Here is a 25,803-nt window from a genome sequence, read left to right as displayed (position 1 = left end):
GTCGACCTTCCCGTACGACCTGACGGAAGTGATTGACAGGTTCATGTCTCTTGCCTAGGTTCCTCTGCGGTCGCGGCGTCGCTCAGGCGCCCGCACCCCCGGGAGGATGAACATGGTCGCACCGTTCGTCACTCACCGCGCCCTCGACGGCGCGACATATCGCCTGGAGGGCGAACTCGACCTCCAGGCGCCCTGCACCTCCGCCGTCGAGGTGGTGGCCGGCGGCCGGCTGGTCGAGTTCACCGCGGGGCCCGCCACGTTGGGAGCCGACGTCGCCGACTCGCTCGGCATCGGCGCACCCGACTCCGAACTCACCTTCCAGAAGGGCACGTTGCGCATCCATGAGTCGGTCGAGCGGGAAGCGCGCTCCGGGCTCGTGGAACGCCCGTCGCTCGTCGTGTGGCGCGGGGAGCGCCACTCGTTGGTGACCCGGCTCTACGGCCTCGGCACGGCCCAAGTGCTCGGGCTGCTCAGGTCGGTGCGCATCACCGAGAACGAGCACGGACTGAGCCTCGGGCCCGATCCGTCGGCGGGAAGTGCCTTCGCGCGGCCCGCGACGGTGATCAAGGAAGTGCCCGGTCTCGGGCTGCTGGAGCTGTCCCGGCGGACGAAGGAGCACACGGCCCAGCTTCCGCCCTGGAAGGGCGTGTCGGTCGCCTCCGGTGAGCTGTTCCGCGACACGCTCTCGGACGGCAGCCCGTTCTTCGTGATCGCCTCCAGCGAACTCTGGGCCACAGTCGTGCCGTTGGCGTCGACCTCCGTCGAGCGGGTGCCCGAAGTCGTCGGGCGTCTCACGCTGCGGCGCACCGGGTGATCCGGCGGTGACCTCCTTCTGGGGCGGGCTGACCGCCATGATCGTGACGCTGACCCTTCTCGTGGGCGCGGGCTCCCATGCCGCCGGTCCTGGTGCCCTGGGCGAGGCGCTGCGGGTCCACGGGGTGCTGGGGGCGCGGCTTCGGCGGGCCGCCTCCGTCGCCCTGCCGCTCGCGGAGGGCGTCCTCGGGGCGGCCGGCGCGGCCGCGCTGCTCGGGGGACAGGTGCGGGCGCTGCAGGCCGTGCTCGCCGCGTCGACCGCGCTCTTCGGGCTCTACGCCGGCTACACCCGGCACGTTCTCGCGCTCGGCCGCGGGGGCCCGTGCGGTTGTTCACGCCGGGACGTGCCCCTGAGCCGCTGGGTGACGCGGCGGGCCGCCGCGCTCGCCTGTCTCGCGACGGCCGGCGCGGTGCTCGCGGGGGCAGGGCCGCTGCGGGTGTCGGCGGCGGAGCTGGTCACGCTCCTGCTCGCCGCCCTCGCCTGCACCGTCCTGCTGTGGACCCTGCCCGCCGCGATGCACGAGCCCGCCGCACAGGGCCGGGCCGCGACCACCACGCACCCGGCGGCCATGACCGCCGCACACCGGCCCGACAGGCCCACCGCACAGGGGCCGACGACGCCCCCGGCACGCCGGCCGGGCACGACCACGGCTCACGGGCCGACGACGACCACCGCACCCCGTACGGTCGCACAGCGGCCCACGGCGGCCACCTCACACGGCCTGGACATGATCACCCCCCACGGGACGGCGCCGGACGCCGCGCCCCGGACGGACACCGGCTCCGCTCACCCGCCGGCCGAAGCCACCGTGCACCGAACTGCCGAAGGAGTGTCGACGCGATGGACTTCACCACCAGCGCGGTGATCGTCTCGTGGGCGGCGATCGCGCTGCTCGCGCTGGTCGTCTCGGGTCTGGTCAGACAGGTGCACCAGCTGTCGCGCGCCCAGCCGCACCTTCCCGGGCGCACGGGGCTCGCACCCGGCGCGGCGGCGCCCGGGCTCACCGCCCCAGGTCTCGACGGCCTGCTGCGGACGGACCGCGCCTCGCTGCTGCTGTTCCTCGACGCGGACTGCGGCACCTGCGGCGAGGTGCTCGCCGAGGCCCGCGCCTGGGCCGTGCACCAGGGCGACGCCGCCCCCCAGGTGCTCGGACTGTACGCGGGCCCCGTGCCGCGCGACGCCGGGAGCGCCGTCACGGTCCTCGGCGACCGCCCGGAGCTGTTCACGGCGTACGACATCCCCGCGACCCCGTACGCGGTGGCCGTGGACGCGGCGGGCCGCGTCACGCGTGCGGAGCCGCTCGGTTCGGCCACCGCCCTGCTGCGACTGCTCGACGACATCCACCCCGCGACGCCGAGGAGCCGGCCATGACCTCCCTGGACGACGTACCCACATTGCGCCGGTCGGCGAGCGCCGGCCGTTCCCGGGCCTGGCGCGCGGACGTGCCGTCCTTCGCGCCGCGCCGGCGCACGGTCCTGCAGGCGGCCACCGCCGTGGGCTTCGCCGCGCTCGGGGTGTTCTCCGCCGCCCGGCAGGCGTACGCCGACGGCTACGACATCTGGACGGGGGCGTGCCCGAGCTACGCCGCGGACCACAACTGCTCGCCGGGCTGCGGGCCCAGCACCGTCTACGCCGACGCCTGCGTGACGTCGGGGACGAACACCGGCTTCCACCGGTCGGACGGCGTGACCTGGACGCTGCGGCCCAACCAGTGCTACGCCGGGACCTACGACGGCTGGCTGTGGGCGTACAGCGCGGCCTGCGGCAACTGCGGCTGCGGCATCGAGCGGCGCTGCCACGACGGGTACCGCAACACCGGCTCCGGCTGGGTGAAGTCCATCTGCCGCTGGACCACCGAGTGCGGCTGTCCCGGCTCCGTCAACTGGCCCACCACGAGCCGCGGCGCCACCGGACCCGACGTCCACACCGTCCAGCACCTGCTCACCTTCCGGGGCCACCCGACCGGCGTGGACGGCGTGTTCGGGCCGGACACCGAGGCCCGGGTGGAGGAGTTCCAGACGGCGAACGGGCTGAGCCCCACGGGCAGCGTCGGCCCGGCCACCTGGCCCCTGCTGGTCGCCACCGTGCGTCAGGGTGACGTGAGCGACGCCGTCCGGGGCGCCCAGCGGCAGCTCAACAAGCACGGGTACGCGCTGAACGTCGACGGCAACTTCGGCACCCTCACCCGGCAGGCCGTCGTCGCCTTCCAGTCCCTGCACGGCCTGACCGCCGACGGCGTGGTCGGCCAGAACACCTGGCGCACGCTGACCGGGACGGTCTAGATGAGCGGGACCGGCGCTCGCGCGGCCCGGCCGCACGGCGTCCCCGCCGTACGGGTGTGGCTCACCGACCCCGCCGTGCCGGTCGCGGTCCTGGGGATCGCGGCCGTCGCCGCGGTCCTGCACGCACCCTTGCTGACCTGGGCGATCACCGGCGGGCTTGCCGGCTACTCGCTGTCCGGCTCCGTTTGAACGCGTAACAGCGCGTTCGCGCTGGCCTCGCCAGGTTGGCGAGCGACGTACCGCCAGGCAGTCGTCCTCGGCGTGTTCACCCTCGGGCTGCTCACCGGCGGGGTGCTGACGGCCGGTGTGCTGTGGCTGCTGTCCGGCCTGTTCACCCCGCTGCCGGCCGGCGTGCGGCAGGGACTGGTCGTGGCCGCGGCCGTGCTGGCCGCGCTGCGCGACGCGGGCAGGCTGAGGCTCCGGCTGCCGCAGAACGCCCGGCAGATACCGCAGGACGTGCTGCGCCGTCATCTGGCGCGCGGGGCGCTGCAGTTCGGCTTCGAACTCGGTACGGGTGTGCGTACCTACGTCTCGGCGAGCGCGCCGTACGCGATCGCGGTCGCGGTGCTGCTGTCCGGTGGCTCCGCCGCGCCCGCGCTGGCCGCGGGAGCCGGCTTCGGCGCGGGCCGGGCACTCACCCCGGCCCTGCGCCGGCTCTCCGGCGACGGGGAGCACTGGGACGACCGGCTCGCGCGACGACTGACCGGCATGACCGTGCTCAGCTCCGCGCTGATCGCCACCGCCGCTTTCGCGGTGCTCGGCTAGCGTCGCGCGAGGCCCGCCCCCCAAGGGGCGGAGGTGGCGGCGCCCCCTTGACCGAGGACCCTTGCCCGGAGAGCACAACAGCCCCTGTACGTCGTCGAGTTGTGCCGAAGGTCTGGTCCTGTGGCAGCTGGTGACAGTGTGGACACGCCCGGGCTCCCGGCGCCAGACTCGGGCTCAGTTCCCTGTGGCTCATCAGGACTCAGACGGAGGCACGATGCTGAGACGTACGGTCCGACTACTTCTCTCGGTTGTCATGACCATGGCCGCCCTCACGGGTGGCATGCTGGTGACGGCCGGCCCGGCCCAGGCCGACGAGTGCTACACCTGGAACCGCACCCTGTCGGAGGGCATGACGGGCGCCGACGTCACCCAGTTGCAGATCCGGGTGGCCGGACATGTCGACTTCGGCGAGATCCTGTCCGTCGACGGCAACTTCGGGCCCCGCACCAAGGCCGCGGTCGCCAAGTTCCAGCAGGCGTACGGGCTGGGGGCGGACGGGGTCGCGGGTCCCCAGACCTTCAGCAAGATCTACGCGCTCCAGGACCCGGACTGCACGCCGATCCACTTCACCTACGCCGAGCTGAACAAGTGCAACTCCGACTATTCCGGCGGAGCGGTCAGCGCGGCGACGGCCAAGTCCAACGCGTTGCGCACGATGTGGAAGCTGGAGGCCATGCGGCGCGCGATGGGTGACGTCCCGATCGTCGTGACCAGCGGCTTCCGTTCGCACGCCTGCAACAGCGCGGTGGGCGGGGCCTCCAACAGCCGGCACCTGTACGGCGACGCCGCCGACGTGGTCGGCAACCCGTCGTTCTGCCAGCTCGCGCAGCGCGGCCGCTACCACGGCTTCGGCGGCATCTTCGGCCCCGGCTACCCCGGCCACGACGACCACACCCACCTGGACGGACGCACCAGCCGCTCCTGGTCCGCGCCCAGTTGCGGCATCTGACCGGCGCATCCCCACGCACCGCCCGACCCGGCACCGGGCCGGCCGCCGTGCCGGGACGCACTCCACTCGTCCCGGCACGGCACGGGCCCGCCCGTGCCGTACTCCCCCACTCTCCCCCGCACCGAGTTGGAGTGCCCTGATGTCGTCCCGCAAGCTCTGGCGGGTCCGCGCCGGAACGGCCGTACTGGCGCTGCTCGCCGGTGTCGGAGCGTTCTCGGTCCCCGGCCCCGCCCTCGCCGACTCCTCGCCCGACACCTCGCAGACCGTCACCTACCACGGCTACCGCATCGACGTGCCCGCCGACTGGCAGGTGGTCGACCTGACCGAGAACCCCCGCGCCTGCCTCCGCTTCGACAGGCCCGCCGTCTACGTGGGCCAGCCCGCCGAGCAGAACGACTGCCCCGCCCGGGTCGTCGGCCGGACGGCGGGCATCGTCGTCCAGCCCATCACCGCCCGCTCCGCCGGCCAGTCGACGGCCGCCACCGCGCGGACCTCGCGGGGCAAGGCGACCGCCCCGGCCGCCGCCTCCAGCAACGGCACCATCCAGGTCGCCGTCGAGGACGCCGGAGTACTCGTCACCGCCGCCCACACCCCCGCCACCGAGAGCCTGGTGCGCGACGTCCTCGGATCGGCCGAGCTCACCGCGGGCGCCGAGCACACCGAACTGCCGCGCGCGGGCGGGCGGTCCGACGCCGCTCCCCTGGCCGCCGCCGGCCCGCAGCCGGGCTCGTACCTCGGCAAGGGCTTCGACGCCTGCACGGCACCCTCGCAGGCCGCCATGAACGCCTGGCAGTCCAGTTCGCCCTACAGCGCGGTCGGCGTCTACATCAGCGGCTCCTTCCGCGGTTGCGCCCAGCCGAACCTCACCGCGAGCTGGGTGACCAACCAGACCGGCAACGGCTGGCGTCTGATCCCCATCGACGTCGGCCGGCAGGCGCCGTGCACCAGCTACTCGCTGCGGATGTCCTCCGACCCGGCCACGGCGAAGTCCCAGGGCGTCACCGCCGCCGCGGGCGCCGTCTCCGCCGCGGCCGGCCTCGGCATCCCGGCGGGCAGCGCCCTCTACAGCGACATCGAGGCGTACACCTCGACGGCCTCGTGCAAGGCGGCCGTGCTGTCGTACCTGTCCGGCTGGACCGAGCGGCTGCACAGCAGCGGCTACCTGTCGGGCTTCTACTCCAGCGCCGCCTCCGGCATCAGGGACGCGGCGAGCGAGTACAACAACGGCGCCTACACGCGCGTCGACCACATCTTCTACGCGTGGTGGAACGGCGCCGCCGACACCAACACCGGCTCCTACGTGCCGTCCAGCTACTGGTCCGGCCACCAGCGCATCCACCAGTACGCGGGCGAGGTCACCGAGTCCTACGGCGGCTACTCGATCAACATCGACCGCGACTACCTGGACGTGGGCAGCGGCACCCCGCCCCAGCCGGGCTGCACGGGAGCGAACCTCGACTTCACCGCCTACCCGACCGTCCGCAGCGGTTCGACCGGGGACCTGGTCAAGGCCGCCCAGTGCCTGCTCCAGGCCGCCGGTCACGACCCGGGCACCCCGGACGGGATCTTCGGACCCGACACCGCCTCCGCCGTCGCCGGCTTCCAGGCCGCCAAGGGGCTCACGGCCGACGGTGTGGTCGGGCCGAGGACCTGGACCGCGCTGCTGTCCCGGGGATCCACCCCGACCGTCCAGAACGGCTCGACGGGCGAGGCCGTCTCCCGGCTGCAGCGCGCCCTGACCGCGGCGCTAGGCCGGACCGTCGGCATCGACGGCATCTTCGGTTCGGGCACCGCACAGGCCGTCCGCGACTACCAGTCCTCGCGGGGGCTGAGCGTCGACGGCATCGTCGGCCCCGGCACCTGGGGCGCACTCCAGTCAGGAAGGTGACACAGGGGTCATGAGACAACTCGGACGCATCATCGCGCTGTTCGCCGCGGTGGCAGGCCTGCTCCTCGGAGCGGGCGTCCCCGCGCAGGCCTTCCCCCAGGCCGCGTTCCCGCTGACGAGCAACGGCAGCCGGGGCACCGATGTCGTCGCGCTCCAGCATCTACTGACCGCGCACGGCCGGACGGTGGCCGCGGACGGCGTCTTCGGCTCCGGCACGCGCAGCGCAGTCGTCGGCTTCCAGCAGTCCAAGGGCCTGGCGGCGGACGGCATCGTCGGGCCCGCCACCTGGGGCGCGCTGGCCGTCACCGTGCGCCAGGGCGACAACGGGCCGGCCGTGAAGGCGGTCCAGTCCCTGCTCAACGCCAAGCGGGGGGCCGGACTCGCGGCGGACGGAGCCTTCGGGCCCGCCACCCAGACGGCGGTGCGCACCTTCCAGTCCCACGCGGGCATCGGCGTGGACGGCGTGGTCGGACCGACCACGTGGAAGAACCTGCTCTGGCACTACGAGAACATCGACTTCGGTCCGGGCACGATGTGCGCACAGAGCCCGGACGGCAACGCGGGCGCCCACTGGGCGACCGCGGGTGCCGTGGGCCAGCTCGAAGCCGCGGCCGCCGCGTTCGCCGGCACCGGCAACGGCCGGCTCCCGGTCGGTGACGCGGGGTTCGAGCACGGCGGGGACATCCCCGGCCACGCCAGCCACGAGGTCGGGATGGACATCGACGTGTGGCCGATCCGTACGGACTCGGGACAGTGCACCGCCGGACGCATCACCTGGCAGTCGTCGACGTACGACCGCGCGGCCACCCGGCAGCTCGTCCAGGAGATCCGGGCCAAGGCCCCCGGCCATGTCGAGCTGATCTTCTTCAACGACCCGCAGCTCATCTCGGAGGGCCTGACGACGAGCTACCCGAACCACGACAACCATCTGCACATCCGGTACCGGTAGCCGGGGGTGCCCTCGGGCCCGGGGCCTGCCGGCCGCGGGCCCGAGGGGGCCGGACGCCCGGTGCGGTCGTCAGACCTGCCTCTGACCGCCGTCCACGAACAGTTCGATCCCGGTGACGAAGGAGCTCTGGTCCGAGGCGAGGAAGACCACGGCGTCCGCGATCTCCTCCGTCCGCCCCATCCGTCCGAGCGGCACCCCGGCCACGAGCACGTCCTTGAGGGCCCGCGCCCGCTCGGCGTCCGGGGCGAGCCCGGTGAGACCCGGGGTGTCGACCGGGCCCGGGCTCAGGGTGTTCACGCGGATGTTCCGCGCCTTGAGTTCATTGGCCCATGTGCGGGACAGGGAACGCACCGCGGCCTTCGACGCGCTGTAGACACCGAAGCCCTCGTTCCCGCCGCTGCCCGCCGTGGAGCCGGTGAGGATCACCGAGGCACCGTCGTTCAGCAGGGGCAGCGCCTTCTGCACGGTGAACAGCAGCCCCTTCACGTTCGCTCCGAACGTGAAGTCGACATGCCGCTCGGTCACGTCCTCCAGACGCTTGATCTCACCGCCCCCGGCATTGGCGAACAGCACGTCGACACGACGACCACTCTCCCTCACAGCGCCGTAGAGCCGATCGAGGTCGGCCGGCACGGCGACGTCGCCGACCACCCCGGTCGCGCCCGCCTCCCCGATCTCCGCCACGAGGTCCCGCAGCTCGGGCTCGCGGCGGCCGGTGACGAACACATGGGCACCCTCCGCGGCGAGGCGCACGGCCGCGGCGCGCCCGATCCCGCTGGTCGCGCCGGTCACCACCGCGGTCCTGCCGTCGAGCCGCCCCATCGCCACCTCCCACTTTCCGCCACGCCCATTCTCCGGCGCGCGCGAGGAGGCCGCATGCGGGGCGGCGCTGTCCGGGGGGTCAGGCTTCGGAGCCGGCCCTGCGGCGGCGGGCGACGACCGTCGTGCCGGCGCCGAGCACCAGCGCCGCACCGGCGGCGAGGGCGACCTGCGGGAGGGCGTCGCCGGAACCCGTCTCGGCGAGCGAGCTGTTGCCGCCGCTGCCGCCGGACCCGCTCACCGGGGTGGTGGAGGCGCCGCCCTGCGGGGTGGTGTCGTGGGTGTCGCCGGGCTCGCCCTCGGCGTCCTCGACCTCGCCCGGGTCGCTGCCCTTGGCCAGGATCCGGAACTCGTGGTCGTCGACACCCGGGAACCCGCCGCAGGACTCGTCCTCGTTGACGTAGTCGGCCGAGACGAACGCGGCGCCCTGGCCCGCCGGAACCTTGGCGTCGACCTTCAGCCGCAGCTTCACGTCGACCGAGGCCCTTGCCTTGAGGGTGCCGACCGACAGCCCCTGCGTCGCGTCGGCGTCACGCCACGTGGGGTTGGCGGCGGTCGACCACTCCAGGTCGAGATAGGAGTCGAGCGGCTTGATGCCCTTGGCGTCGAAGGCGTGGACGGCGGCGTACGGGAACACCTCGTCCATCGTCCTGTCGGTGCCGTTGGTGACGCGCAGGGTGAAGTGCGCCGTGGTGCCTGCGACGACCTTCTTCGGCAGCCCCGCCACGACCGCCGTGAGCCTCGGCTCGGCGACACATTCCTCGCCCTGCTCCGCCTCGGCGTCCGCCAGCGCCTTCTTCGCGGCGTCCAGCTTCGCCTCGGCTTCGTCCCTGGCCTTCTGGAGGAGATAGATCTTCCGGGCCTGGGCGACACGGGCGTCTTCGTAGGCGGTGCGCGCCTCGGCGGCCCTGGTGTCGGCGGCCGTCTTGGCCGCCGCGGCCTCCTGGGCCGCCTTCCCGGCCTCCTCCAGCGCCGCCCGCGCCGCGGCCTTGTCCTCGTCGGTGGTCGCGGCGTCCAGCACGGCCTGGGCGTCCACGACGGCCTGGTCGGCGGCGGCCTTGACCCGGGCGGCGGCTGCCGCGGCGCTGTTGGCCTCGATCATCGCGGCCTTGGCCGGGTAGGTGTCCGCCTGCATGTCCTCCCTGAGGAACTTGACGGCGTCGTCCGCCGCGACGACCGCCGCGTCGTACTCCTGCTGCGCGAGGGCGACCGCCTGCTCGAGTTCCTCAATGGTCTGCTGCGCCCGCTGCGTCTGCGCGGCCGGCCTGTCGTCGGCCACGGCGGGCGTGGCGGCGAGGACGACCACCGGGGTGGTCACGGCAGCGGCGACGGCGGTCGCGAGGACACAGCGAAAGTTCACGAAGAGACCCCTGGTCGGACGGCGGGAAAGTGGAGCGGGGTCGCGCCGGCGGAGTACTCACGCGGCGCGACGCCCACGAGATCGTACGACCGGTCCGGCCACCGACCGCGGACCGCTCGGCGGGGACCGGACGGCACACGTCCCACCGCGTACCAACAAAAGGCGCGAACACCGACAGTTGCCCTCGCAGGCCACACTTTTTCTGTGAGCCATGTCATCGGCCGACACGCCAACGGCCCGATGCCACCGGCACAGGGTCGGCACGCGCGCCGACGAGTGGTGCCCGGCAGGGCCGAGGGGCCTGGCACGAGACCTCGGCCTCCCGCCCCGGTCGACGGATCCTCGGCCTCGGCTCCCGTACGAGCGCCACATCGGCCCCGCCGACCCGGAGCACGGCGCCGAGGCCGTCGCCGACCGGTCGCAGGGTCGCTCAGACGGACACGGTCCGACCGGCCTCGCGCTGCAGCCGGACGAGCAGGGCCATGAAGTCCAGCTCGCCCAGGCCGGTCGACATGCACGCCTGGAGCAGTTGCTGCACGACGCCGGTCACCGGCAGCGGGACTCCGCCGGCCGCTGCCGCGTCGAGGGCGAGGTCCAGGTCCTTGCGCATGAGCCGCGAGCTGAACGTCGGTGTGTAGTCGTCCGCAAGGAGGGGCCCGATCTTGTACTTCACCAGCGGTGACGCGATCGCCGACGCGCCGACGACCTCCAGGAGCTTGTCCCGTCGTACGGCATGGGCCTCCGCCAGCGCGACGCACTCGGCGAGCAGTTCGGCCGTCCCGGCGACCATCAGGTTCAGAGCCAGCTTGATGACGCGGGCGGCCTCCCCCTCGCCTACGTGGAAGAGATGGGGGCCGATGTCGCGAAGGAGGGAGTCGACGGAGCTGAAGACGTCCTCGTCGCCGGAGGCGATGATCGTGAGGTTCCCGGCCTTCACGACTCCCGGGTTCCCGCTCACCGGGGCGCGCAGGTACCCGACGCCGCCGTCGGCGGCCGCGGCGGCCACCTGGGCGGAGACCTCCGCCGAGACCGTGCTCATGTCGATGAGCGTCTTCCCCCGGGCCGCCGCGGCGTGCACGAGCCCTCCGTGGGGTGCGAGTGCGACGTCGGCCAGGGCCTGGGAGTCGGCGAGCATCGTGATGCAGACGTCCGACCGGTCCCAGGCCTCGCGGGGAGAGTCCAGTTCGAAGGCGCCCTTCTCCAGCAGCTCGTCGGCCCTGCCCTTCGACCGGTTCCAGACGCCGACCTTGTGGCCCGCGCCGACGAGTCGTCCGGCGATCGCGGATCCCATCTGACCGAGACCCAGCACGGATACGTCCACGTTCATCTCCTGGTGATGCGGTGCGCGGCATGCGCAAAGGGGTTAGGGAGGGCGGCGGGGCGGCGCTACATCGACGCGGCGAGCTGCCAGTCGAAGGCGAGCTGCGCGTGGGAACCGAGGTCGCAGAGGCTGCCGAACTTCCCCCCGAAGTAGACGAGCGGGTCGGTGTCGACGGCGTAGCCGCAGCTGAGGACCTCACCGACGAAGATGGTGTGGTCTCCCCCGGCGAACTCCTCCCGCACACGGCAGGCGAAGTGGGCGACCGCGCCCTCGACGACGGGCAGATCGTGGTCGGTTCGCAGCCCGACACCGGCGAACTTGTCGTCGCAGCGGCTCGCGAACCGCAGGGCGTGGCGCTCCTGGCCCTGGGCGAGGACGCTCACCGCGAAGACCCCGGAGTCGGAGATCGCGTCCCTGGTCGCGAGGGTGTTGCCCACGCACACCAGCAGCATGAGCGGGTCCAGCGAGACCGAGGCGACGGCACTGGCGGTCATTCCCGCCGGCCCCCGCGGAGTTTCGGTGGTCACGATCGTGACGCCGGTCGTGAACCGCGCCATCGCTCCGCGAAAGGTGTCGCGCATGTCCTGCGCGGTGGATGCACCCATGATGCCCTCCGTTGCCGTTAACGAGATGGCTGAGCGTTGCCTGTGAGCCGATGGCCCGAGTGTGGCCGACGCCCCGTTTACCGATGCGAAATCGGGGCGTCAGCGGCGGAGCTGCATGACGAGGCGGCGGACCTCGTCCGACGGTGGCACTCCGAGGTCCCGCATCCGCGCGACGTAGCGCTGGTAGAGCGCCAGCACGCCGTCGTCGGTGCCGCTGGCGTGGGCGAGCCTGATGGCGAGCTGCCATGCCTGCTCGCGGTACGGGTCTTCGCGCAGGACGGCGTCGACGAGTCCCCTGGCCTCGCGGTAGCGGTTCATGCGATAGGCGAGTTTGGCCGTGTCGATGCGAGCCGCCAGGAAGGTCTCCCCCAGCACCAGCCGGCGCTCGGCGACCCACTCACCGGAGATCGTCGCCAGGTAGGGACCCCTCTCGGCGCTGTCGAGGGCGCGCGAGAGCGTCCGCAGCCGAATCTCGCCGTCCTGTCGCGCCGCCTGGGCGACGAGGTCGACCGCCCGCTGCGCCGACCCCGTGGCGAGGGCGGGGCCGACCAGGTGGAAGACGTCGCCGTCCTGCGCCGGGCCAAGGCCTTCGGGCAGCGCCTCGCGGAGCCGGTAGAGCGCCTGCCGCAGATAGCTGCGGCCGGCGGCGTCGTTGCGGCCCCCGAAGAGCGCCCCGAGCAGTTCCTCGCGCGTCGCCCTGCGATCGGGTGCCCAGAGCAGGTAGCTGAGGAGTTCCAGGCTCTTGGTCAGCCGGGGCTGGGTCACATGTCCGTCGACCGTGAGGACGGGCTCGCCGAACTCCTCCAGCACCAGCCGGGGCGCGCTCACGTTGACGCGTATCGGATGCTGGCCGGAGAGGGCGGCGAGGATCTCGTGCCAGGGCGACATACGGCTCGACCTGGTGTCCGCGGCCCTCGCCGCGACCTGCGGCACGTCCGAGAGCGCCGTCAGCAGCAGGTGCTGGGTGCCGTGCGTCGAGGCGGAGTCCATCGCGAGGTCGGCGGTGGCGTCGGACTCGTTCTCCATGCCCAGCCGCCACTGCGCCTCGGCCAAATACACGGCGGCCGTGGGGAGTTCGAGGTGACGGTCGCCGTCGCGCATGCTGCGCAGACATGCCGCGAGGTGCTCGTGGCCCTCGGCGTCCCGGTTCTGCAGGAGCATCGACAGGCCCGACCACAACTGCCACATGTCCCGGGTGAGGCGGTACTCCGACGCGCCGCACGCGGCCGCCTCCGCCAGCACACGGTCGGCGCGCCTGGTGTCACCCCCGAGGCGCAGCCACAGCTTGGCCTCGCCGACCAGGCTCAGGTTCTTGTACACGGTCGAGCCGGTGGCCGCGATGAGGTCCCTTCCGCGCGCGATGGACGCGCAGGCCTCCTCCCCACGGCCGAGGTCGAGCATCAGGTCGACGGCGTCGACGGCGTGCAGCCACACCGGCTGCGAGGAGGCACGGCGCGGCTCGAACATCGACATCGCGGCGTCGAGTCGCCCGGTCACGCGCAACGCGGCGACGACCCACGGACCGCCGAGTATCGTGCGCCAGGGATCGAACGACCCCGGTTCGTCGAGCCCTTCGAGGCGGCCGCGCAGGAAGGCCAGCCGCATCAGCAGACCGTCGAGCGGCCCGGACGGCGTGGTCGAGTACTCCGGGAAGGGTGGTGGCTCCTCGCCCGTGGCCAGCGCGATCAGGGTCTGTGCGATGCGCTGGTTGCGGCCCGGTGGCAGCCGGTCCGCCAGCGAGCGCGCCTCCTCCAGCCGCCCACGGTGCCACAGGCACCAGCAGGCCAGGACATGCGCCTCCTCGAAGTCGGGTGACCCCGGCTCCGGAAGCCAGTCGTATCCGTGGCGGTCGACGAGCTCCACTCCGCGATCACACTGTTCGAGCGCGAAGGCGACGCGCAGGATGACGGAGCCGATCTCCGGGGTCGGCGTCCGCACCGAGGCTCCGAGCGCGTCCAGCCACCGTGCCGCCGGCGCGAAGTCCATCCGCGCCACCAGGTCGGGGAGGGCCACGGCGGCCAGTCTCCCGGCCGCCTCCAGGTCCCCGAGCCGGAGCAACTCGTCGACCGCCTCCTCGTGCGCGCCGCCGGCGATCAGGACGTCGGCATGCCTGCGGCGAACCGCGTCGCGCGTCCGCACGTCCTCCCGGCCCAGGGTCTCGACGAGAAAGTCGCGGAACACGGGGTGCGGCGTCATACGCGAACCGTCCGAGGACCACGTCACCGGCAGGTGCCGGGCGCGCAGGCCCGCCATGAGCTGCGCCGCGTTCTCCTGGCCCAGCGCCCGGGCACCCTCGGCCGACACCTCGGCCAGCGGACTCGTGTGGAGGAGAAACGTTCTCTCCGCCTGGGTGAGCGAGTTGAAGACGTTCGCCGCGACATAGGACCGCAGCATCTCGGGATCGGGCTGGCGGGAATGTCCATGACGCCAGCCCTCGAACAGGACCCCGGTGACCCAGCCTCCCGTCGCGGCCACCGCCTGAGCCGGGTGCACGTCGGCGCGACCGATGTTGCGCAGCGCCTCGGCCGCTTCCTGGGCGTCGAAGGAGAGGTCGCTCTCGACCAGCTCACCGACCCGGTCACGTTCGCTCGTAGAACCCGGGTCGAGCCGGACGTCGACGCGCGAGATCAGCACGAGGTTCACGCCGGACGGCAGATAGCGGGCGAACGAGGAGAGCACCGCGGTGCAGGTCTCGTCCGGGGCGACGCGTTCCACGTTGTCGCACACGAGGATGAGCCGGCTTCCCTGGAGGCTCTCGGCCAGCAGTCCGGCCGCCTCACCGATGTGGAGACTGCTGCTGAGGGCGTCGGAGGCCACATCGGCCGCGCTCGGTACGGCACCCTCGACGGCCGCTTCGAGGTAGACGAGCAGACGGCCCGCCGCCTGCTCGGTACCGTCGAGCGACAGCCAGGCGACGGGCCTGTCGAGGTCACGGACGGCGAGTGCCACCGCCGTGGTCTTGCCGGCCCCGGCCGTCGCGAACACGTTCACCACGGTGTGCCGGTCGAGCAGGGTCCGCAGCCGCCGGCTGAGCCGGTCGCGCTCGACGATGTCCTTGGCCGGCTCCGGAACGGCCAGCTTCCGCCGGATGATCGCGCGATGCTGTCGGCCCGGCGCGGTGGAGTCGCCCGGCCGACCAGGAGTGGAGTCGCCGCCCATCGAACGTCGCGCCTCCGCGATCCTCAGTGCTCCTCCGGGAGCTTTCGCCAGTCGTCAGGGAAGAAGAACGCATCGGAGGTGGGCGGGATCGGCGACTGCACCTCGACCCAACGGGCTGGTTCCGCACGTTCGTTGACGAAGCCATGGGTGCCGTCGGTCCCCACCCACACGAGGTCACCGGTCTCGATCACCTCGTCCTTGCCGTCCAGGGTGCCTCGCATCCCGCCGGAAGTGAAGTAGTAGATCTCCTCGAACGGGTGGTAGTGGACCTTGGCCGCCCGGCCCGGCCCGGACTTCGGCGCGATCTCGCACACGAAGACGGTGTGATGCTGTGCCCCCAGAAGTTGGTCCACCATCATCCGAAGGCTGATGTTCTTGATGTTGGGGCCGTGGTAGCCGGGCATCGACAGCTGCGCGTACGGGGCCATGTCGGAGTCGTCGAAGTGGCCGACGTAGCGGTGCCGGGGGTCCGTCTCGGACGGACGGCCCAGGTTCTCACCGGGCGAGGCCTTGGCGGCGATGCGGCTGCGGGCGCCGTCGAACGTGGGCGGCTTCGGGGCGCGCACCCCGATCCACGTCAGTCCCTCCTCGCCGGCCGACAGCGAGTGGGCGACGCCGACCGGCGCCACTCCGTAGTCACCGGAACCGAGCTCGTAGCGCAGTCCGGCGTAGGCGGCCTCGCCGGATCCGCCGGTGATGAAGAACGACTCCTCGAACGGGCAGCGGGTCCAGCCCGTGCTCGCCCCGGGAGCCAGTTCGTACAGGCTCACCTCCAGGTGGGACGCACCGTGCTCGTGCCCGACCAGGAGTGCCTGCTGAAGGCCCGGGACGCCTTCGACGTCGGAGAACTTCCGCTCCGACGCCCGCGAGATGTAGTAAGCCATGTCGACCTCTCCGTCCACACGCGAGGGTGCCCGCGGGCATCCCTCGCCCTGGTTGATGCTGATGGCTGTCGGGACTCGGCCCGGGGGGCGCGGGGGACGGGTGGTTCGTGGCCGCCGTCGGCCACGAACCACCCTCCGCACAGTGGCCGGGTCAGCGGACCACTGAGCCCTCGGCCCGTGCGCCGTCGAGGCGCCGGGCGTACTCGGCCTGCTCGGTGTAGGCCGTGACCTCGGGGGCGTCGGCGGGCTGAAGGCCACAGACCTTGCGAGCCAGCTGTGTGATCGGTCCGGAGGGCGACAGCTCCGAGCGCTTCATCGTGAGCATCCGGGTGGCGAGCATCGGGGTCCCGTTGAACTGCTCGAAGGTGCTCACCCGGTCACCGAAGTCGGTGAGGAACAGGTCGCGGATGACGCGCGAGATGCGCAGGCGGTCGTAGGGTTCGCCGGTCGCGCCGGCCTGCAGCGGTGCGAGCCACTTGTGGAGCTCGGGGTCGTTCCACTGCTCCTCGGTGGGGAACAGCAGCGAGGCACGTCCGGCGAGGTCGATGACCTCGTGCCGCATCTCGTGGTACCGCTCCAGGTAGTAGGACCGGCCGAAGTCGAAGAGCAGGACGTTCGGCTTGTAGAGGCCCGACGGCGAGATGAATCCCTCCGCCTCGGACGCGATCACGTGTGCGCGGATCGTCGTGTAGAACTCGATGAGACGTGCCAGGCGCGCCTGGACCGGCGGAAGCTGATAGGTGCCGAGGTGCTCGGTGATCAGCATCGCGAGGCCGGCCATGAGCTCGGCCCGGACCATCGTCCGCACGAGCGCCTCGTAGTGCAGCCAGTCGAAGATGCGCTGCGGATACAGGGAGGCGTGCTCGGTGTTGCCCATGTGGAAGACGTGCTCCCACGGGATGAACACGTTGTCGAAGATGACGGTGCATTCGAGCTCGTCACCGGTCGAGGAGATCGGGTGGTTCGCGGGGTCGTCGGTGACCGTCGCCTCACGCGAAACCATCGCGACGCCCGGGGCGTTCGCCGGGCAGACGCCGTAGAGGACCTGTTCGGCCTCGATTCCCGGGCGGTAGAAGACGCCGATGTGGATGTAGTCGGCGAACGGCGTACCGGTGCTCACGGCCTTGACGCCGTTGACCACGATGCCGTCCTCGCGCGTCTCCACGATGCGCAGCGCGGCCTTGGCCGCGTGTGTCCTGGACCGGTCGATCTGCGGGTCGATGAAGGCGAAGGCGCAGTTGAGGTCCCCCTCCTTCACCTGCTCCAGGAACTTGCGGATACCCACGGTCAGGTCGCGCCCGTCGGTGCCCACGGACTGGTCGCTCCAGGGCTGCGGGTCCTCCTCGTAGGTGATGAGGCCGTAGTTGTTCGCGCACGGGGTCCGCCCGATCGAGCCGCCGTCGAGCTCCCGGATCATGGTCTCCAGGTACTCGCGCTTGCGCCGCAGTCCCTCGAAGTCCGTGTGCCGGAACCACATCATCGAACGACGCATGCCCTCGTCGTCGACGAAGGTCATGACGTCCTGCATCCCGGGCTCGTGGTGCAGGTCGTAGAACTTCGCGATGCGCTGGGCCGCCGCCCTGGTCAGCGGGTGGGTCGTGATGTCGTCGATCTTCTCCCCTCCGACCCAGACAACGCGCCCGTCCCTGAGAGACTCCAAGTACTGGTCGCCGGTTCGCATCAAATGCCACCTTCTCCACTTGACCCAGGCACTTTCGTGCCGGGATTTCTCTGTGCGACTTCGTCGGTGGAATTCAGGTCGACAGGCCGTCGTCGGAATTCACCGCGAGTCTCGTGGGTGAAATTTCTCTCAAGGCATCGGAAGGAATTCAGCTGATTCCTTCGAGGTTAGCCATGAGTTGTTAGTGCGGCGTTAATCGGGACGCCACGCCGCCGGTCGAGGCGTCCGCGCCGCCCCGCGCCGGATCCCGGACGCCTCTACAGCCGGGCCTCCACCGCTGCCGGCGGCTTCGGCATGTCCAGTTCGAAGTCCATGACACGGTGGAAGCGCGACAGGGCGTTCCACATGCTGATGCACATGACGAGCTCCACCAGCGCCGCCGGGCTGAACATCCGTTGCGCCTCGTCGCGCAGGCTCGCCGGCACGCCTGTCGGGCCCTCCGCCACCGTGACGTCCGGCAGGGCGACCGTCATCTCCTCGGCCAGCAGGAGAGCCAGGCGCTCCCGCGCGGTGAAGCCCGCGAGCTCCCCGTCGGCGACGGCCGCCAGTTCGTCGACCTCGATTCCCTGGGCCAGCGCGGACGTGCAGCGGTGACTCGCCGTGTAGCGGCAGTGGTTGAGCACGGCCACGCGCACGGCGACCAGATCCTTCACACGGATCTCCAGTGCCCCCGGGCCGTTGAGCTGCCTGAGGAAGGGCAGGTAGGTGCCGAGCAGTCCGGGGCTGTTCCCGATGCCGGCCCAGGTGTTCAGCACTTCGCCGTAGGCCTTCACGGCCCCTGCGAGAGCGGGTTGGTCGTCCGCCGAGAACTGCGCGGACTCAAGGAGCGGCACCAGCGACATGAGAGTTCCTTTCTACGAGTCCTGCCCGGCTTCGCGGTTGGTCTTCCGCAGGCCCAGGGCGAGGCCCAGGGTCGCGTTGAGCCAGGGCACGAAAAAGGTCAGGACGATGCGCGCGGCGAGTGCCCAGGTGAGCGGGCCCTGCCGGACCTGTGTGTACAGATTGACCATGAACAGCACCGACCCGACCGACGAGGCGGCCACGATCGTCTGGAGCAGAGCCCCGCCCCGGACGGCACCGCGCAGTGCCACACTCCAGGGGACGGCGGACCTCGCCGGCCGCGTGCCCCGCTCGGGCCGGCTCATCGTCGCCTCCCCTGCCCCGGAGGGCATGTCAGGGTCTTCCTCACCCGTCCCTCCCTCACTCCCGGAGCAGGCTGAGCAGGGGTCAGTGTGCGTCGCACACCGTTAGCCGCCGGGAAGGTGGGAGGTGGTCCGGCAGCCGGCGTGTGAACCTGCCGTTAACCGCGCTTGCCGTGTCCTCGGCGCTTCCGTTCGACTCTCCGCAGCAAGGAACGGACCACTGACTGGAGGAGCCGAACATGGCTGCAGGTTGGAACTTGGAGGGCCGCACGGCGTTCGTGACCGGCGGTAGTCGAGGCCTGGGCTTCGCCATCGCACAGGCGCTGCTGGAGCGTGGTGCCAAGGTGGCGATCGCGGCCCGCGACGAAGCCGCGGTCAAGGCCGCCGCCGGTCGTCTCGCCGCCGGAGCCGGTGCGCAGGACGTGCTCCCCGTCGTCGCGGACGTCACCGACGCGGACTCCGTAGGCAGCGCGCTGGCCGAGGTGCACGCGTGGCACGGTGCCCTCGACATCGTCGTGAACAACGCGGGACCGCAGCTCACGCCGTCCCCCCTGGACAAGGCCGACGAGAAGAACATCGCGTCCGCCTTCGACACCAAGCTGATCGGGTACGTCCGCGTCGCGCAGGCCGCTCTGCCGTACCTGAGCCGGACGGGCAGCGGCAGCATCGTGAACGTCGTCGGCGCCACCGCCCACCTGCTCATTCCGCAGGCGGGTGTGACGGCCGTCGTGAACGCGAGCGTGGTCGCGCTCACGAGTTACCTGGCGACCGAGGCGGCCGCCGACAACATCCGGGTCAACGCGATCTCCCCCGGCATGACGCGGACCGAGGGCTGGCTCACCAAGACCGAGGCGATGGGCAAGCAGCAGGGCAAGACCGCCGAAGAGGTCCGGGCCGGCATGGCCCAGGGGCTCGGGATCCGCCTCAACCGCTGGGCCGACCCCGCCGAGATCGGTGCCGCGGCGGCCTTCCTGGCGTCGGACGACGCCTCCTACGTCACCGGTCAGGTGCTGCGCGTGGACGGCGGGATGAGCAAGCCCGTCGCCTGATCGCAAGGCCCCCAGGCAAGCGCCGTCCAGTGCCCGCAGTCGCCTTGGACGGCGCTTCTGGTTGTGCGGTGCGGGGGCCTGCCCGAAGTGCTCTGGAACGTCGACCTGGAGTGTGCGCATGCTGATAGGAATCGTGGGCGAGACCCACCGTGGCGAGACGCGCGTCGCGGCGACTCCCGCCACGGTGGTCCAGCTGGTGAGGCTGGGGTACGAAGTCGTGGTGGAACCGGGTGCCGGTGTGCGCTCGAGCTTCCCGGACGGGGCCTACGTCGAGGCGGGCGCGCGGGTCGGTGACCCGCTCGCGGCGGACGTGGTGCTCGGCGTGAACGCGCTGACGCCCGAGCGGCTCGACGAGTTGAAGCCGGGTGCGACCGTCATGGGCGTCATGAGTCCGGCACTGGACCCCGCGCTGGTGGAGGAACTGGCGAAGCGGCCGATCACCGCGCTGGCGCTGGACGCCGTGCCGCGCATCTCACGGGCCCAGTCGCTGGACGTGCTGTCCTCGATGGCGAACATCGCCGGCTACCGGGCCGTGGTGGAGGCCGCGCACACCTTCGGCCGGTTCTTCACCGGTCAGGTGACGGCCGCGGGCAAGGTGCCGCCGGCCAAGGTGCTGGTGTGCGGTGCCGGTGTGGCGGGCCTGGCCGCGATCGGGGCGGCCGGAAGCCTCGGTGCCGTCGTGTACGCGACCGACCCGCGGCCGGAGGTGGCCGACCAGGTCAGGTCGCTGGGGGGCGAGTACCTGTCGGTCGAGGCCGACGACACGGGCGAGGAGCAGGTGTCGGCGACGGGCTACGCCAAGGAGATGTCGCAGGACTACAACGCCCGTGCGGCGCGGCTGTACAGCGAGCGGATCGCGGAGATGGACATCGTGATCACGACCGCGCAGATCCCGGGGCGCCCGGCACCGACGCTGATCACCGCGGAGATGGTGGCGTCGATGCGCTCGGGCAGTGTCATCGTGGACATGGCCGCCTCGACCGGTGGCAACGTCGAGGGCACGGTCAAGGACCAGGCCGCGGTCACGGCGGGCGGTGTGACCATCCTCGGCTACACCGACCTCCCCGGCCGGCTGCCCGCGCAGGCCTCCCAGTTGTACGGCACCAACCTGGTCAACCTGGTCAAGCTGATGACCCCCGGCAAGGACGGCCGGCTGGTGCTGGACTTCGACGACGTGGTGCAGCGGTCGATGACCGTGGTACGGGACGGCGAGCTGACCTGGCCCCCGCCCCCGGTCCAGGTCTCCGCCGCCGCGGCACCGGCCGCCGCTCCCGTCTCCTCGGGGGCGAAGCCGAACACCGCGCGCACCCGGCCGCCGTTGTCGACCCGGCGACGGTATACGGGGGTCGGGTGCGGCGCGGCGGTGCTGTTCCTGGGCGCGGCCCTGTCACCGTCGGCGCTGCTCGGGCACCTGACGGTGTTCGCGCTGGCGATCGTGATCGGCTACTACGTGATCGGGCAGGTCCACCACGCCCTGCACACGCCGCTGATGAGCGTGACCAACGCGATCTCCGGAATCATCGTCGTCGGAGCCCTGCTGCAGATCGGGCACGCCGGCACCCCGAACGGCGGGGTGGTCACCGCCCTGTCGGCGCTCGCGATCCTGCTGGCCTCGGTCAACATCGTCGGCGGCTTCGCCGTGACCCGCCGGATGCTCTCCATGTTCTCGAGAAGCTGAGGGGGCGTCATGTCGGATCTGATGACCGTCGAGACGGCCGCGGCGGCCGCCTACATCGTCGCGGCCCTGCTCTTCATCCTGGCCCTTGCCGGACTGTCCCGCCACGAGTCCGCCCAGGCCGGCAAGGCCTTCGGGGTCGGCGGCATGACGGTGGCCATGGCCGCCACGATCGCGCTGGCGGTCCACCGCGACATCTCCGCCGTCGGACTGGCGCTGGTGATCGGCACCATGACTGTCGGCGGCGCGATCGGGCTCTGGCGGGCACGGGTGGTCGAGATGACCGCGATGCCCGAACTGATCGCCCTGCTGCACTCGTTCGTGGGTCTTGCCGCGGTACTCGTGGGATGGAACGGCTATCTGCACGTCGAGGCCACCCTGAACGGCGCGGTCAGCGCCGAGGCCGAACTGCTGCGGGCCGGGCGGCTGCTCGGGATCCATTCCGCCGAGGTGTTCATCGGCGTCTTCATCGGCGCGGTCACCTTCACCGGTTCGGTCGTGGCGTTCCTCAAGCTCTCGGCGCGCATCAAGTCGTCGCCGCTGATGTTGCCCGGCAGGAACCAGCTCAACCTCGCTGCCCTGGTCGCGTTCGCCGTTCTGACCACCTGGTTCGTGATCGACCCGGCCCTGTGGCCGCTGATCGCCGTCACCCTCGTCGCCGCGGCGCTGGGGTGGCATCTGGTCGCCTCGATCGGCGGCGGTGACATGCCGGTCGTGGTGTCGATGCTCAACTCGTACTCCGGGTGGGCGGCCGCGGCGTCGGGGTTCCTGCTGGAGAACGACCTGCTGATCATCACCGGTGCCCTGGTCGGCTCGTCGGGTGCCTACCTGTCCGCCGTCATGTGCAGGGCGATGAACCGGTCCTTCCTCTCCGTGATCGCCGGTGGTTTCGGCATCGAGGCGGGCCCGGCCGGCGACAAGGACTACGGCGAGCACCGCGAGATCACCGCCGAGGGCGTCGCCGAACTCCTCGGCTCCGCCGACTCGGTGATCATCACGCCCGGCTACGGCATGGCCGTGGCCCAGGCCCAGTACGGGGTCGCCGAGCTGACACGCAAGCTGAGGGACCGTGACGTCGACGTGCGCTTCGGCATCCATCCGGTCGCGGGACGCCTGCCCGGCCACATGAACGTCCTGCTCGCCGAGGCCAAGGTCCCCTACGACATCGTGCTGGAGATGGACGAGATCAACGAGGACTTCGACCGCACCAGCGTGGTCCTCGTCATCGGCGCCAACGACACGGTCAACCCCGCCGCCACCGAGGACCCGGACTCACCCATCGCCGGCATGCCCGTCCTCCAGGTCTGGGACGCCGAGCACGTCATCGTCTTCAAGCGCTCCATGGCCTCCGGCTACGCGGGCGTCCAGAACCCGCTCTTCTACCGGGAGAACTCGGCCATGCTCTTCGGCGACGCCAAGGACCGCGTCGAGGACATCCTCCGCGTGCTCTGACACACGCCTCGGCGAAGGCGGTGGCCGTCGGCCATGAACTCCCCTCCCCTGGTCCATCGTTCGAACAGGAGCCCTCCATGAGTGTGCCGACAGAGCACCTTTCGCACCCCGGATTCCCGGCCTCGTTCCGCGGCGCCGTACTGCGGCCCGGCGACGACCGCTACGACGCGGCACGCGCGCTGTACCAAGGCCGTGCCGCCGACGAGGGCCCCGCGCTGATCGCGCAGTGCGCCGACGAGGAGGACGTCGCGGCCGTACTGCGGTACGCCTCCGCCCGGAGCGTGCCCGTGGCCGTGCGCGGCGGTGGGCACGGCTCGGACGGCTATGCGATGCCGGGTGGGGCACTGGTCGTCGACCTCTCGGCGATGCGGGCGCTCACCGTCGACCCGAGGACCCGGGTGGTGCGGGCCGAGCCAGGCGTCAAGCTCGGCGAGATGGACGCCGCCGCCCAGCGGTACGGCCTCGCCGTGCCCGCCGGGACGGTCAGCAGCACCGGTGTCGCCGGGCTCACGCTGGGCGGCGGCATCGGCTTCCTGATGCGCCGTTTCGGCGCCACCGTCGACAACCTGCTGGCCTGCGACATGATCACGGTCGACGGCCGCAAGGTCCGCGCCGACGCGAGCGAGAACCCGGAGCTGTTCTGGGCGCTGCGCGGCGGGGGCGGCAACTTCGGCGTCGTCACCTCGTTCGAGTACCGCGCGCATCCGGTCGGCCCCGAGGTCGTCGCGGGGCAGCTGATCTTCCCGTACGACCAGGCCGCCGACGTCCTGCGGGGGCTCTCGGGGCACCTGGCCGCGGCGCCGCGCGAGCTGGGACTGCTGGTCGCGATCGCTCCTGCCCCGCCGCTGCCGGTGCTGCCCGCGGAGGTGCACGGCAAGCCGGTGCTGATCCTCGTCGTGGTCCACTCCGGCGAGGCGGCCACCGCCCACGAGGTCGTCGAGCCGCTCGCCGCGCTCGGCCGGCCGCTGGCCGACCTGGTCACGAAGACCACGTGGGTGCGGGCGAACAGCATGCTCGACGCCGTCGCCCCCTCCGGCATGCGCATGAACCTCCGGGGTGGATACCTGCCGTCCCTGTCCGGCGACGCCGTCGACGTGCTGCTGGAGCATGTGGCCCGCGTGCGGGCGGATCCCGGCGACATCTGGTCGGTCAACCTCTCGCTCATGGGCGGGGCGATCTCCGAGGACGTCGACGAGGACGCCATGGCCTTCTCCCGCGCCGGAGCCGCCTGGCTGTGGGAGGCCATCTGCAAGTGGGACGCCCCCGAGTCCGACGGGCGGTACGACACCTGGGCGACCGGCCTGACCGAGGCGATGCGGCCGCACTCCCTCACCAACGGCTACGCCAACCTCACCGACGACCTGGGTGAGCGGTGGCGGCGTGGAGTGCACGGCAGCGAGGCGAAGCATCTGCGGCTGCGTGCGGTCAAGGCCGCCTGGGACCCCGAGAACCTGCTCCGCTTCAACAAGAACATCGCTCCCCGGGACACCGACTGACCGCACGCCGATGGGGCGTCACACGGTGTGCCGTGTGACGCCCCATCGGCGTGGCCTTGTCCTCAGCTCTTCCAGACCGTCTTGAGGTTGCAGAACTCCCGGATGCCTTCCGCCGCGAGTTCGCGGCCGACGCCGGAGTCCTTCACGCCGCCGAAGGGCAGTTCGGGGTAGGAGATGCTCATGCCGTTGACGAAGACGGCCCCCGCTTCGAGACGGCTGATCACAAGCCGCTCCTCGTCGGGGTCGGTGGTCCACACCGAAGAGCTGAGCCCGAAGGTGGTGTCGTTGGCGAGCGCCAGGGCCTGCTCGACGTCGTCGACGCGGTAGACCACGGCCAGCGGCCCGAAGGCCTCCTCGCGGTGCACCCGCATCGCCGCGGTGACCTCCTCCAGGACCGCCGGCGCGAAGAACCACCCCTCGGTACCGACCACCGACCCGCCGCACCGCAGAACGGCTCCCCCGGCGACCGCGTCGTCGACCAGGTCGAGGAGTTCGCGCCGACCCGACTCCGTCGCGACCGGCCCGACCTCGGTCTCCTCGTCGAGCGGATCACCGACGGTCAGCGCCTGCGTGCCCGCGACGAAGGCCTCTACGAACTCCTCGTACACCTCCGTGTGGACGATGAACCGCTTGGCCGCGATGCAGGACTGGCCGTTGTTGACCGTGCGAGCGGTCACGGCGGTGCGGGCGGCGGCGGCGACGTCGGCGGACGGCAGCACGATGAACGGGTCGGATCCGCCCAGTTCCAGTACGAACTTCTTCACCTCGGAGCCCGCGACGGCCGCCACCGACCGGCCTGCCGGCTCGGAACCCGTCAGCGTAACGGCGGCCACGCGCCGGTCCCGCAGGACCGTCTCGACGTCGGCCGCCCCGATGAGGAGCGACTGGAACGACCCGGCCGGGAAGCCGACCCGCTCGAAGAGCGTGTCGAGGTACAACGCGGTCTGCGGCACGTTCGAAGCGTGCTTGAGCAGGCCGACGTTGCCGGCCATCAGCGCGGGCGCCGCGAAGCGGATCACCTGCCACATCGGGTAGTTCCACGGCATCACGGCCAGCACCACGCCGAGGGGCTGGTAGGTGGTGTAGGCGAGCGAGGCCTTGACGGTGCTCGGGTCGGCCAGGGGCTGGTCGGCGAGCATGCTCTCGGCGTTCTCGGCGTAGAACCGCATCGCCTGCGCGCACTTGAGGACCTCCGCGCGGGCCTGCGTGATGGGCTTGCCCATCTCGATAGTGAGCCTGCGCGCCGTGTGGGAGGCCTCGGCCTCGACCAGGTCGGCTGCCGCGCGCATCCACCGCGCCCGGGTACCGAAGTCGGTGGCCCGCAGCGCCGCGGCCGCGGCCTCCGCTCGTGTCAGTCGCGCCTCGACCTCTTCCTTCGTGAGGGGCGTGAACTCCTCGACGAGCTCGCCGGTTGCGGGATTGATGGTGGCGATGGGCACAGGGCTCTCCTCGTGACGTGGCATCGATGAGGGGGGATTGGATCCATCGTAGGCACCGCATCGACCGTGCACCA

General features: G+C 71.7%; 23 protein-coding genes. 13 read left to right on the top strand and 10 right to left on the bottom strand.

What is annotated here, in order from left to right:
* Positions 1–112: 112 nt before the first annotated feature.
* From ACIP2X_RS05385 to ACIP2X_RS05345, 9 genes are all read left to right on the top strand, one after another.
* The gene (locus ACIP2X_RS05385; RefSeq protein WP_401667757.1) at positions 113–814 is read left to right on the top strand and encodes a hypothetical protein; all 702 of its coding nucleotides are present in this window, start codon (positions 113–115) and stop codon (positions 812–814) included.
* A 7-nt stretch (positions 815–821) separates the two neighbouring features.
* A complete protein-coding gene (locus tag ACIP2X_RS05380) occupies positions 822–1,679 on the top strand; it encodes a MauE/DoxX family redox-associated membrane protein (protein ID WP_401667754.1) in 858 nt (285 codons plus the stop codon).
* Entirely contained in the window at positions 1,655–2,185 is a 531-nt protein-coding gene (locus tag ACIP2X_RS05375) for a hypothetical protein (RefSeq protein ID WP_401667751.1), read from the top strand. The genes ACIP2X_RS05380 and ACIP2X_RS05375 overlap by 25 nt, the downstream gene beginning before the upstream one ends.
* Positions 2,182–3,096 (top strand): peptidoglycan-binding protein, encoded by a 915-nt coding sequence (locus ACIP2X_RS05370; protein WP_401667749.1) that lies wholly within the window; start codon positions 2,182–2,184, stop codon positions 3,094–3,096. Before ACIP2X_RS05375 ends, ACIP2X_RS05370 begins: the two co-directional genes overlap by 4 nt.
* Complete coding sequence (locus tag ACIP2X_RS05365; RefSeq protein ID WP_401667747.1) at positions 3,097–3,285, top strand: hypothetical protein; 189 nt, start codon at positions 3,097–3,099, stop codon at positions 3,283–3,285.
* Positions 3,286–3,357: 72 nt separating this feature from the next.
* Positions 3,358–3,861 (top strand): hypothetical protein, encoded by a 504-nt coding sequence (locus ACIP2X_RS05360; RefSeq protein WP_401667744.1) that lies wholly within the window; start codon positions 3,358–3,360, stop codon positions 3,859–3,861.
* Positions 3,862–4,075: 214 nt separating this feature from the next.
* Positions 4,076–4,810, top strand: coding sequence for a D-Ala-D-Ala carboxypeptidase family metallohydrolase (locus ACIP2X_RS05355; RefSeq protein ID WP_401667742.1), 735 nt, complete (start codon positions 4,076–4,078; stop codon positions 4,808–4,810).
* Positions 4,811–4,949: 139 nt separating this feature from the next.
* Positions 4,950–6,698 carry a glycoside hydrolase domain-containing protein gene (locus tag ACIP2X_RS05350; RefSeq protein WP_401667739.1) on the top strand — a complete coding sequence of 583 codons (1,749 nt, stop codon included), beginning with the start codon at positions 4,950–4,952 and terminating at the stop codon, positions 6,696–6,698.
* Positions 6,699–6,708: 10 nt separating this feature from the next.
* Positions 6,709–7,647: a penicillin-insensitive murein endopeptidase gene (locus tag ACIP2X_RS05345; RefSeq protein ID WP_401667737.1), complete on the top strand. Its 939-nt coding sequence runs from the start codon at positions 6,709–6,711 to the stop codon at positions 7,645–7,647.
* A gap of 69 nt (positions 7,648–7,716) precedes the next feature.
* Here the strand turns inward: ACIP2X_RS05345 and ACIP2X_RS05340 are convergent, their stop codons facing one another.
* The 9 genes from ACIP2X_RS05340 to ACIP2X_RS05300 form a co-directional block, all read right to left on the bottom strand.
* Positions 7,717–8,469, bottom strand: a complete 753-nt coding sequence (locus tag ACIP2X_RS05340; RefSeq protein ID WP_401667734.1) for an SDR family NAD(P)-dependent oxidoreductase — start codon at positions 8,467–8,469, stop codon at positions 7,717–7,719.
* Positions 8,470–8,548: 79 nt separating this feature from the next.
* Positions 8,549–9,826 carry a peptidase gene (locus ACIP2X_RS05335; protein ID WP_401667732.1) on the bottom strand — a complete coding sequence of 426 codons (1,278 nt, stop codon included), beginning with the start codon at positions 9,824–9,826 and terminating at the stop codon, positions 8,549–8,551.
* A 430-nt stretch (positions 9,827–10,256) separates the two neighbouring features.
* Positions 10,257–11,147, bottom strand: coding sequence for an NAD(P)-dependent oxidoreductase (locus ACIP2X_RS05330; RefSeq protein WP_401667729.1), 891 nt, complete (start codon positions 11,145–11,147; stop codon positions 10,257–10,259).
* Positions 11,148–11,212: 65 nt separating this feature from the next.
* The gene (locus tag ACIP2X_RS05325) at positions 11,213–11,752 is read right to left on the bottom strand and encodes a flavin reductase family protein (RefSeq protein WP_401667726.1); all 540 of its coding nucleotides are present in this window, start codon (positions 11,750–11,752) and stop codon (positions 11,213–11,215) included.
* A gap of 99 nt (positions 11,753–11,851) precedes the next feature.
* Positions 11,852–14,911, bottom strand: coding sequence for a BTAD domain-containing putative transcriptional regulator (locus ACIP2X_RS05320; RefSeq protein WP_401667724.1), 3,060 nt, complete (start codon positions 14,909–14,911; stop codon positions 11,852–11,854).
* Positions 14,912–14,934: 23 nt separating this feature from the next.
* Positions 14,935–15,795 carry a cupin domain-containing protein gene (locus ACIP2X_RS05315; RefSeq protein ID WP_401667721.1) on the bottom strand — a complete coding sequence of 287 codons (861 nt, stop codon included), beginning with the start codon at positions 15,793–15,795 and terminating at the stop codon, positions 14,935–14,937.
* Between the two features lie 151 nt (positions 15,796–15,946).
* Positions 15,947–17,476 (bottom strand): 4-hydroxyphenylacetate 3-hydroxylase N-terminal domain-containing protein, encoded by a 1,530-nt coding sequence (locus ACIP2X_RS05310; protein WP_401667719.1) that lies wholly within the window; start codon positions 17,474–17,476, stop codon positions 15,947–15,949.
* Positions 17,477–17,733: 257 nt separating this feature from the next.
* Positions 17,734–18,318 (bottom strand): carboxymuconolactone decarboxylase family protein, encoded by a 585-nt coding sequence (locus ACIP2X_RS05305; RefSeq protein ID WP_401667717.1) that lies wholly within the window; start codon positions 18,316–18,318, stop codon positions 17,734–17,736.
* A gap of 12 nt (positions 18,319–18,330) precedes the next feature.
* Entirely contained in the window at positions 18,331–18,621 is a 291-nt protein-coding gene (locus ACIP2X_RS05300; protein ID WP_401667714.1) for a hypothetical protein, read from the bottom strand.
* A 236-nt stretch (positions 18,622–18,857) separates the two neighbouring features.
* Here ACIP2X_RS05300 and ACIP2X_RS05295 point away from each other — a divergent pair, with 236 nt between their 5' ends.
* The 4 genes from ACIP2X_RS05295 (at position 18,858) to ACIP2X_RS05280 (ending at position 24,290) form a co-directional block, all read left to right on the top strand.
* Positions 18,858–19,667 carry an SDR family NAD(P)-dependent oxidoreductase gene (locus tag ACIP2X_RS05295; RefSeq protein ID WP_401667712.1) on the top strand — a complete coding sequence of 270 codons (810 nt, stop codon included), beginning with the start codon at positions 18,858–18,860 and terminating at the stop codon, positions 19,665–19,667.
* A gap of 118 nt (positions 19,668–19,785) precedes the next feature.
* Complete coding sequence (locus ACIP2X_RS05290) at positions 19,786–21,345, top strand: Re/Si-specific NAD(P)(+) transhydrogenase subunit alpha (RefSeq protein ID WP_401667709.1); 1,560 nt, start codon at positions 19,786–19,788, stop codon at positions 21,343–21,345.
* A 21-nt stretch (positions 21,346–21,366) separates the two neighbouring features.
* Entirely contained in the window at positions 21,367–22,794 is a 1,428-nt protein-coding gene (pntB, locus tag ACIP2X_RS05285) for a Re/Si-specific NAD(P)(+) transhydrogenase subunit beta (protein WP_401668895.1), read from the top strand.
* Positions 22,795–22,871: 77 nt separating this feature from the next.
* Complete coding sequence (locus ACIP2X_RS05280) at positions 22,872–24,290, top strand: FAD-binding oxidoreductase (protein WP_401667707.1); 1,419 nt, start codon at positions 22,872–22,874, stop codon at positions 24,288–24,290.
* Positions 24,291–24,352: 62 nt separating this feature from the next.
* On the opposite strand, the gene ACIP2X_RS05275 is transcribed toward ACIP2X_RS05280, so the two are convergent.
* Positions 24,353–25,729, bottom strand: a complete 1,377-nt coding sequence (locus ACIP2X_RS05275; protein WP_401667705.1) for an NADP-dependent succinic semialdehyde dehydrogenase — start codon at positions 25,727–25,729, stop codon at positions 24,353–24,355.
* Positions 25,730–25,803: the final 74 nt, after the last annotated feature.

This window comes from Streptomyces sp. NPDC089424, from assembly GCF_044749345.1.
Classification (GTDB): domain Bacteria; phylum Actinomycetota; class Actinomycetes; order Streptomycetales; family Streptomycetaceae; genus Streptomyces.
This window is presented reverse-complemented; position numbering and strand designations above follow the sequence as displayed.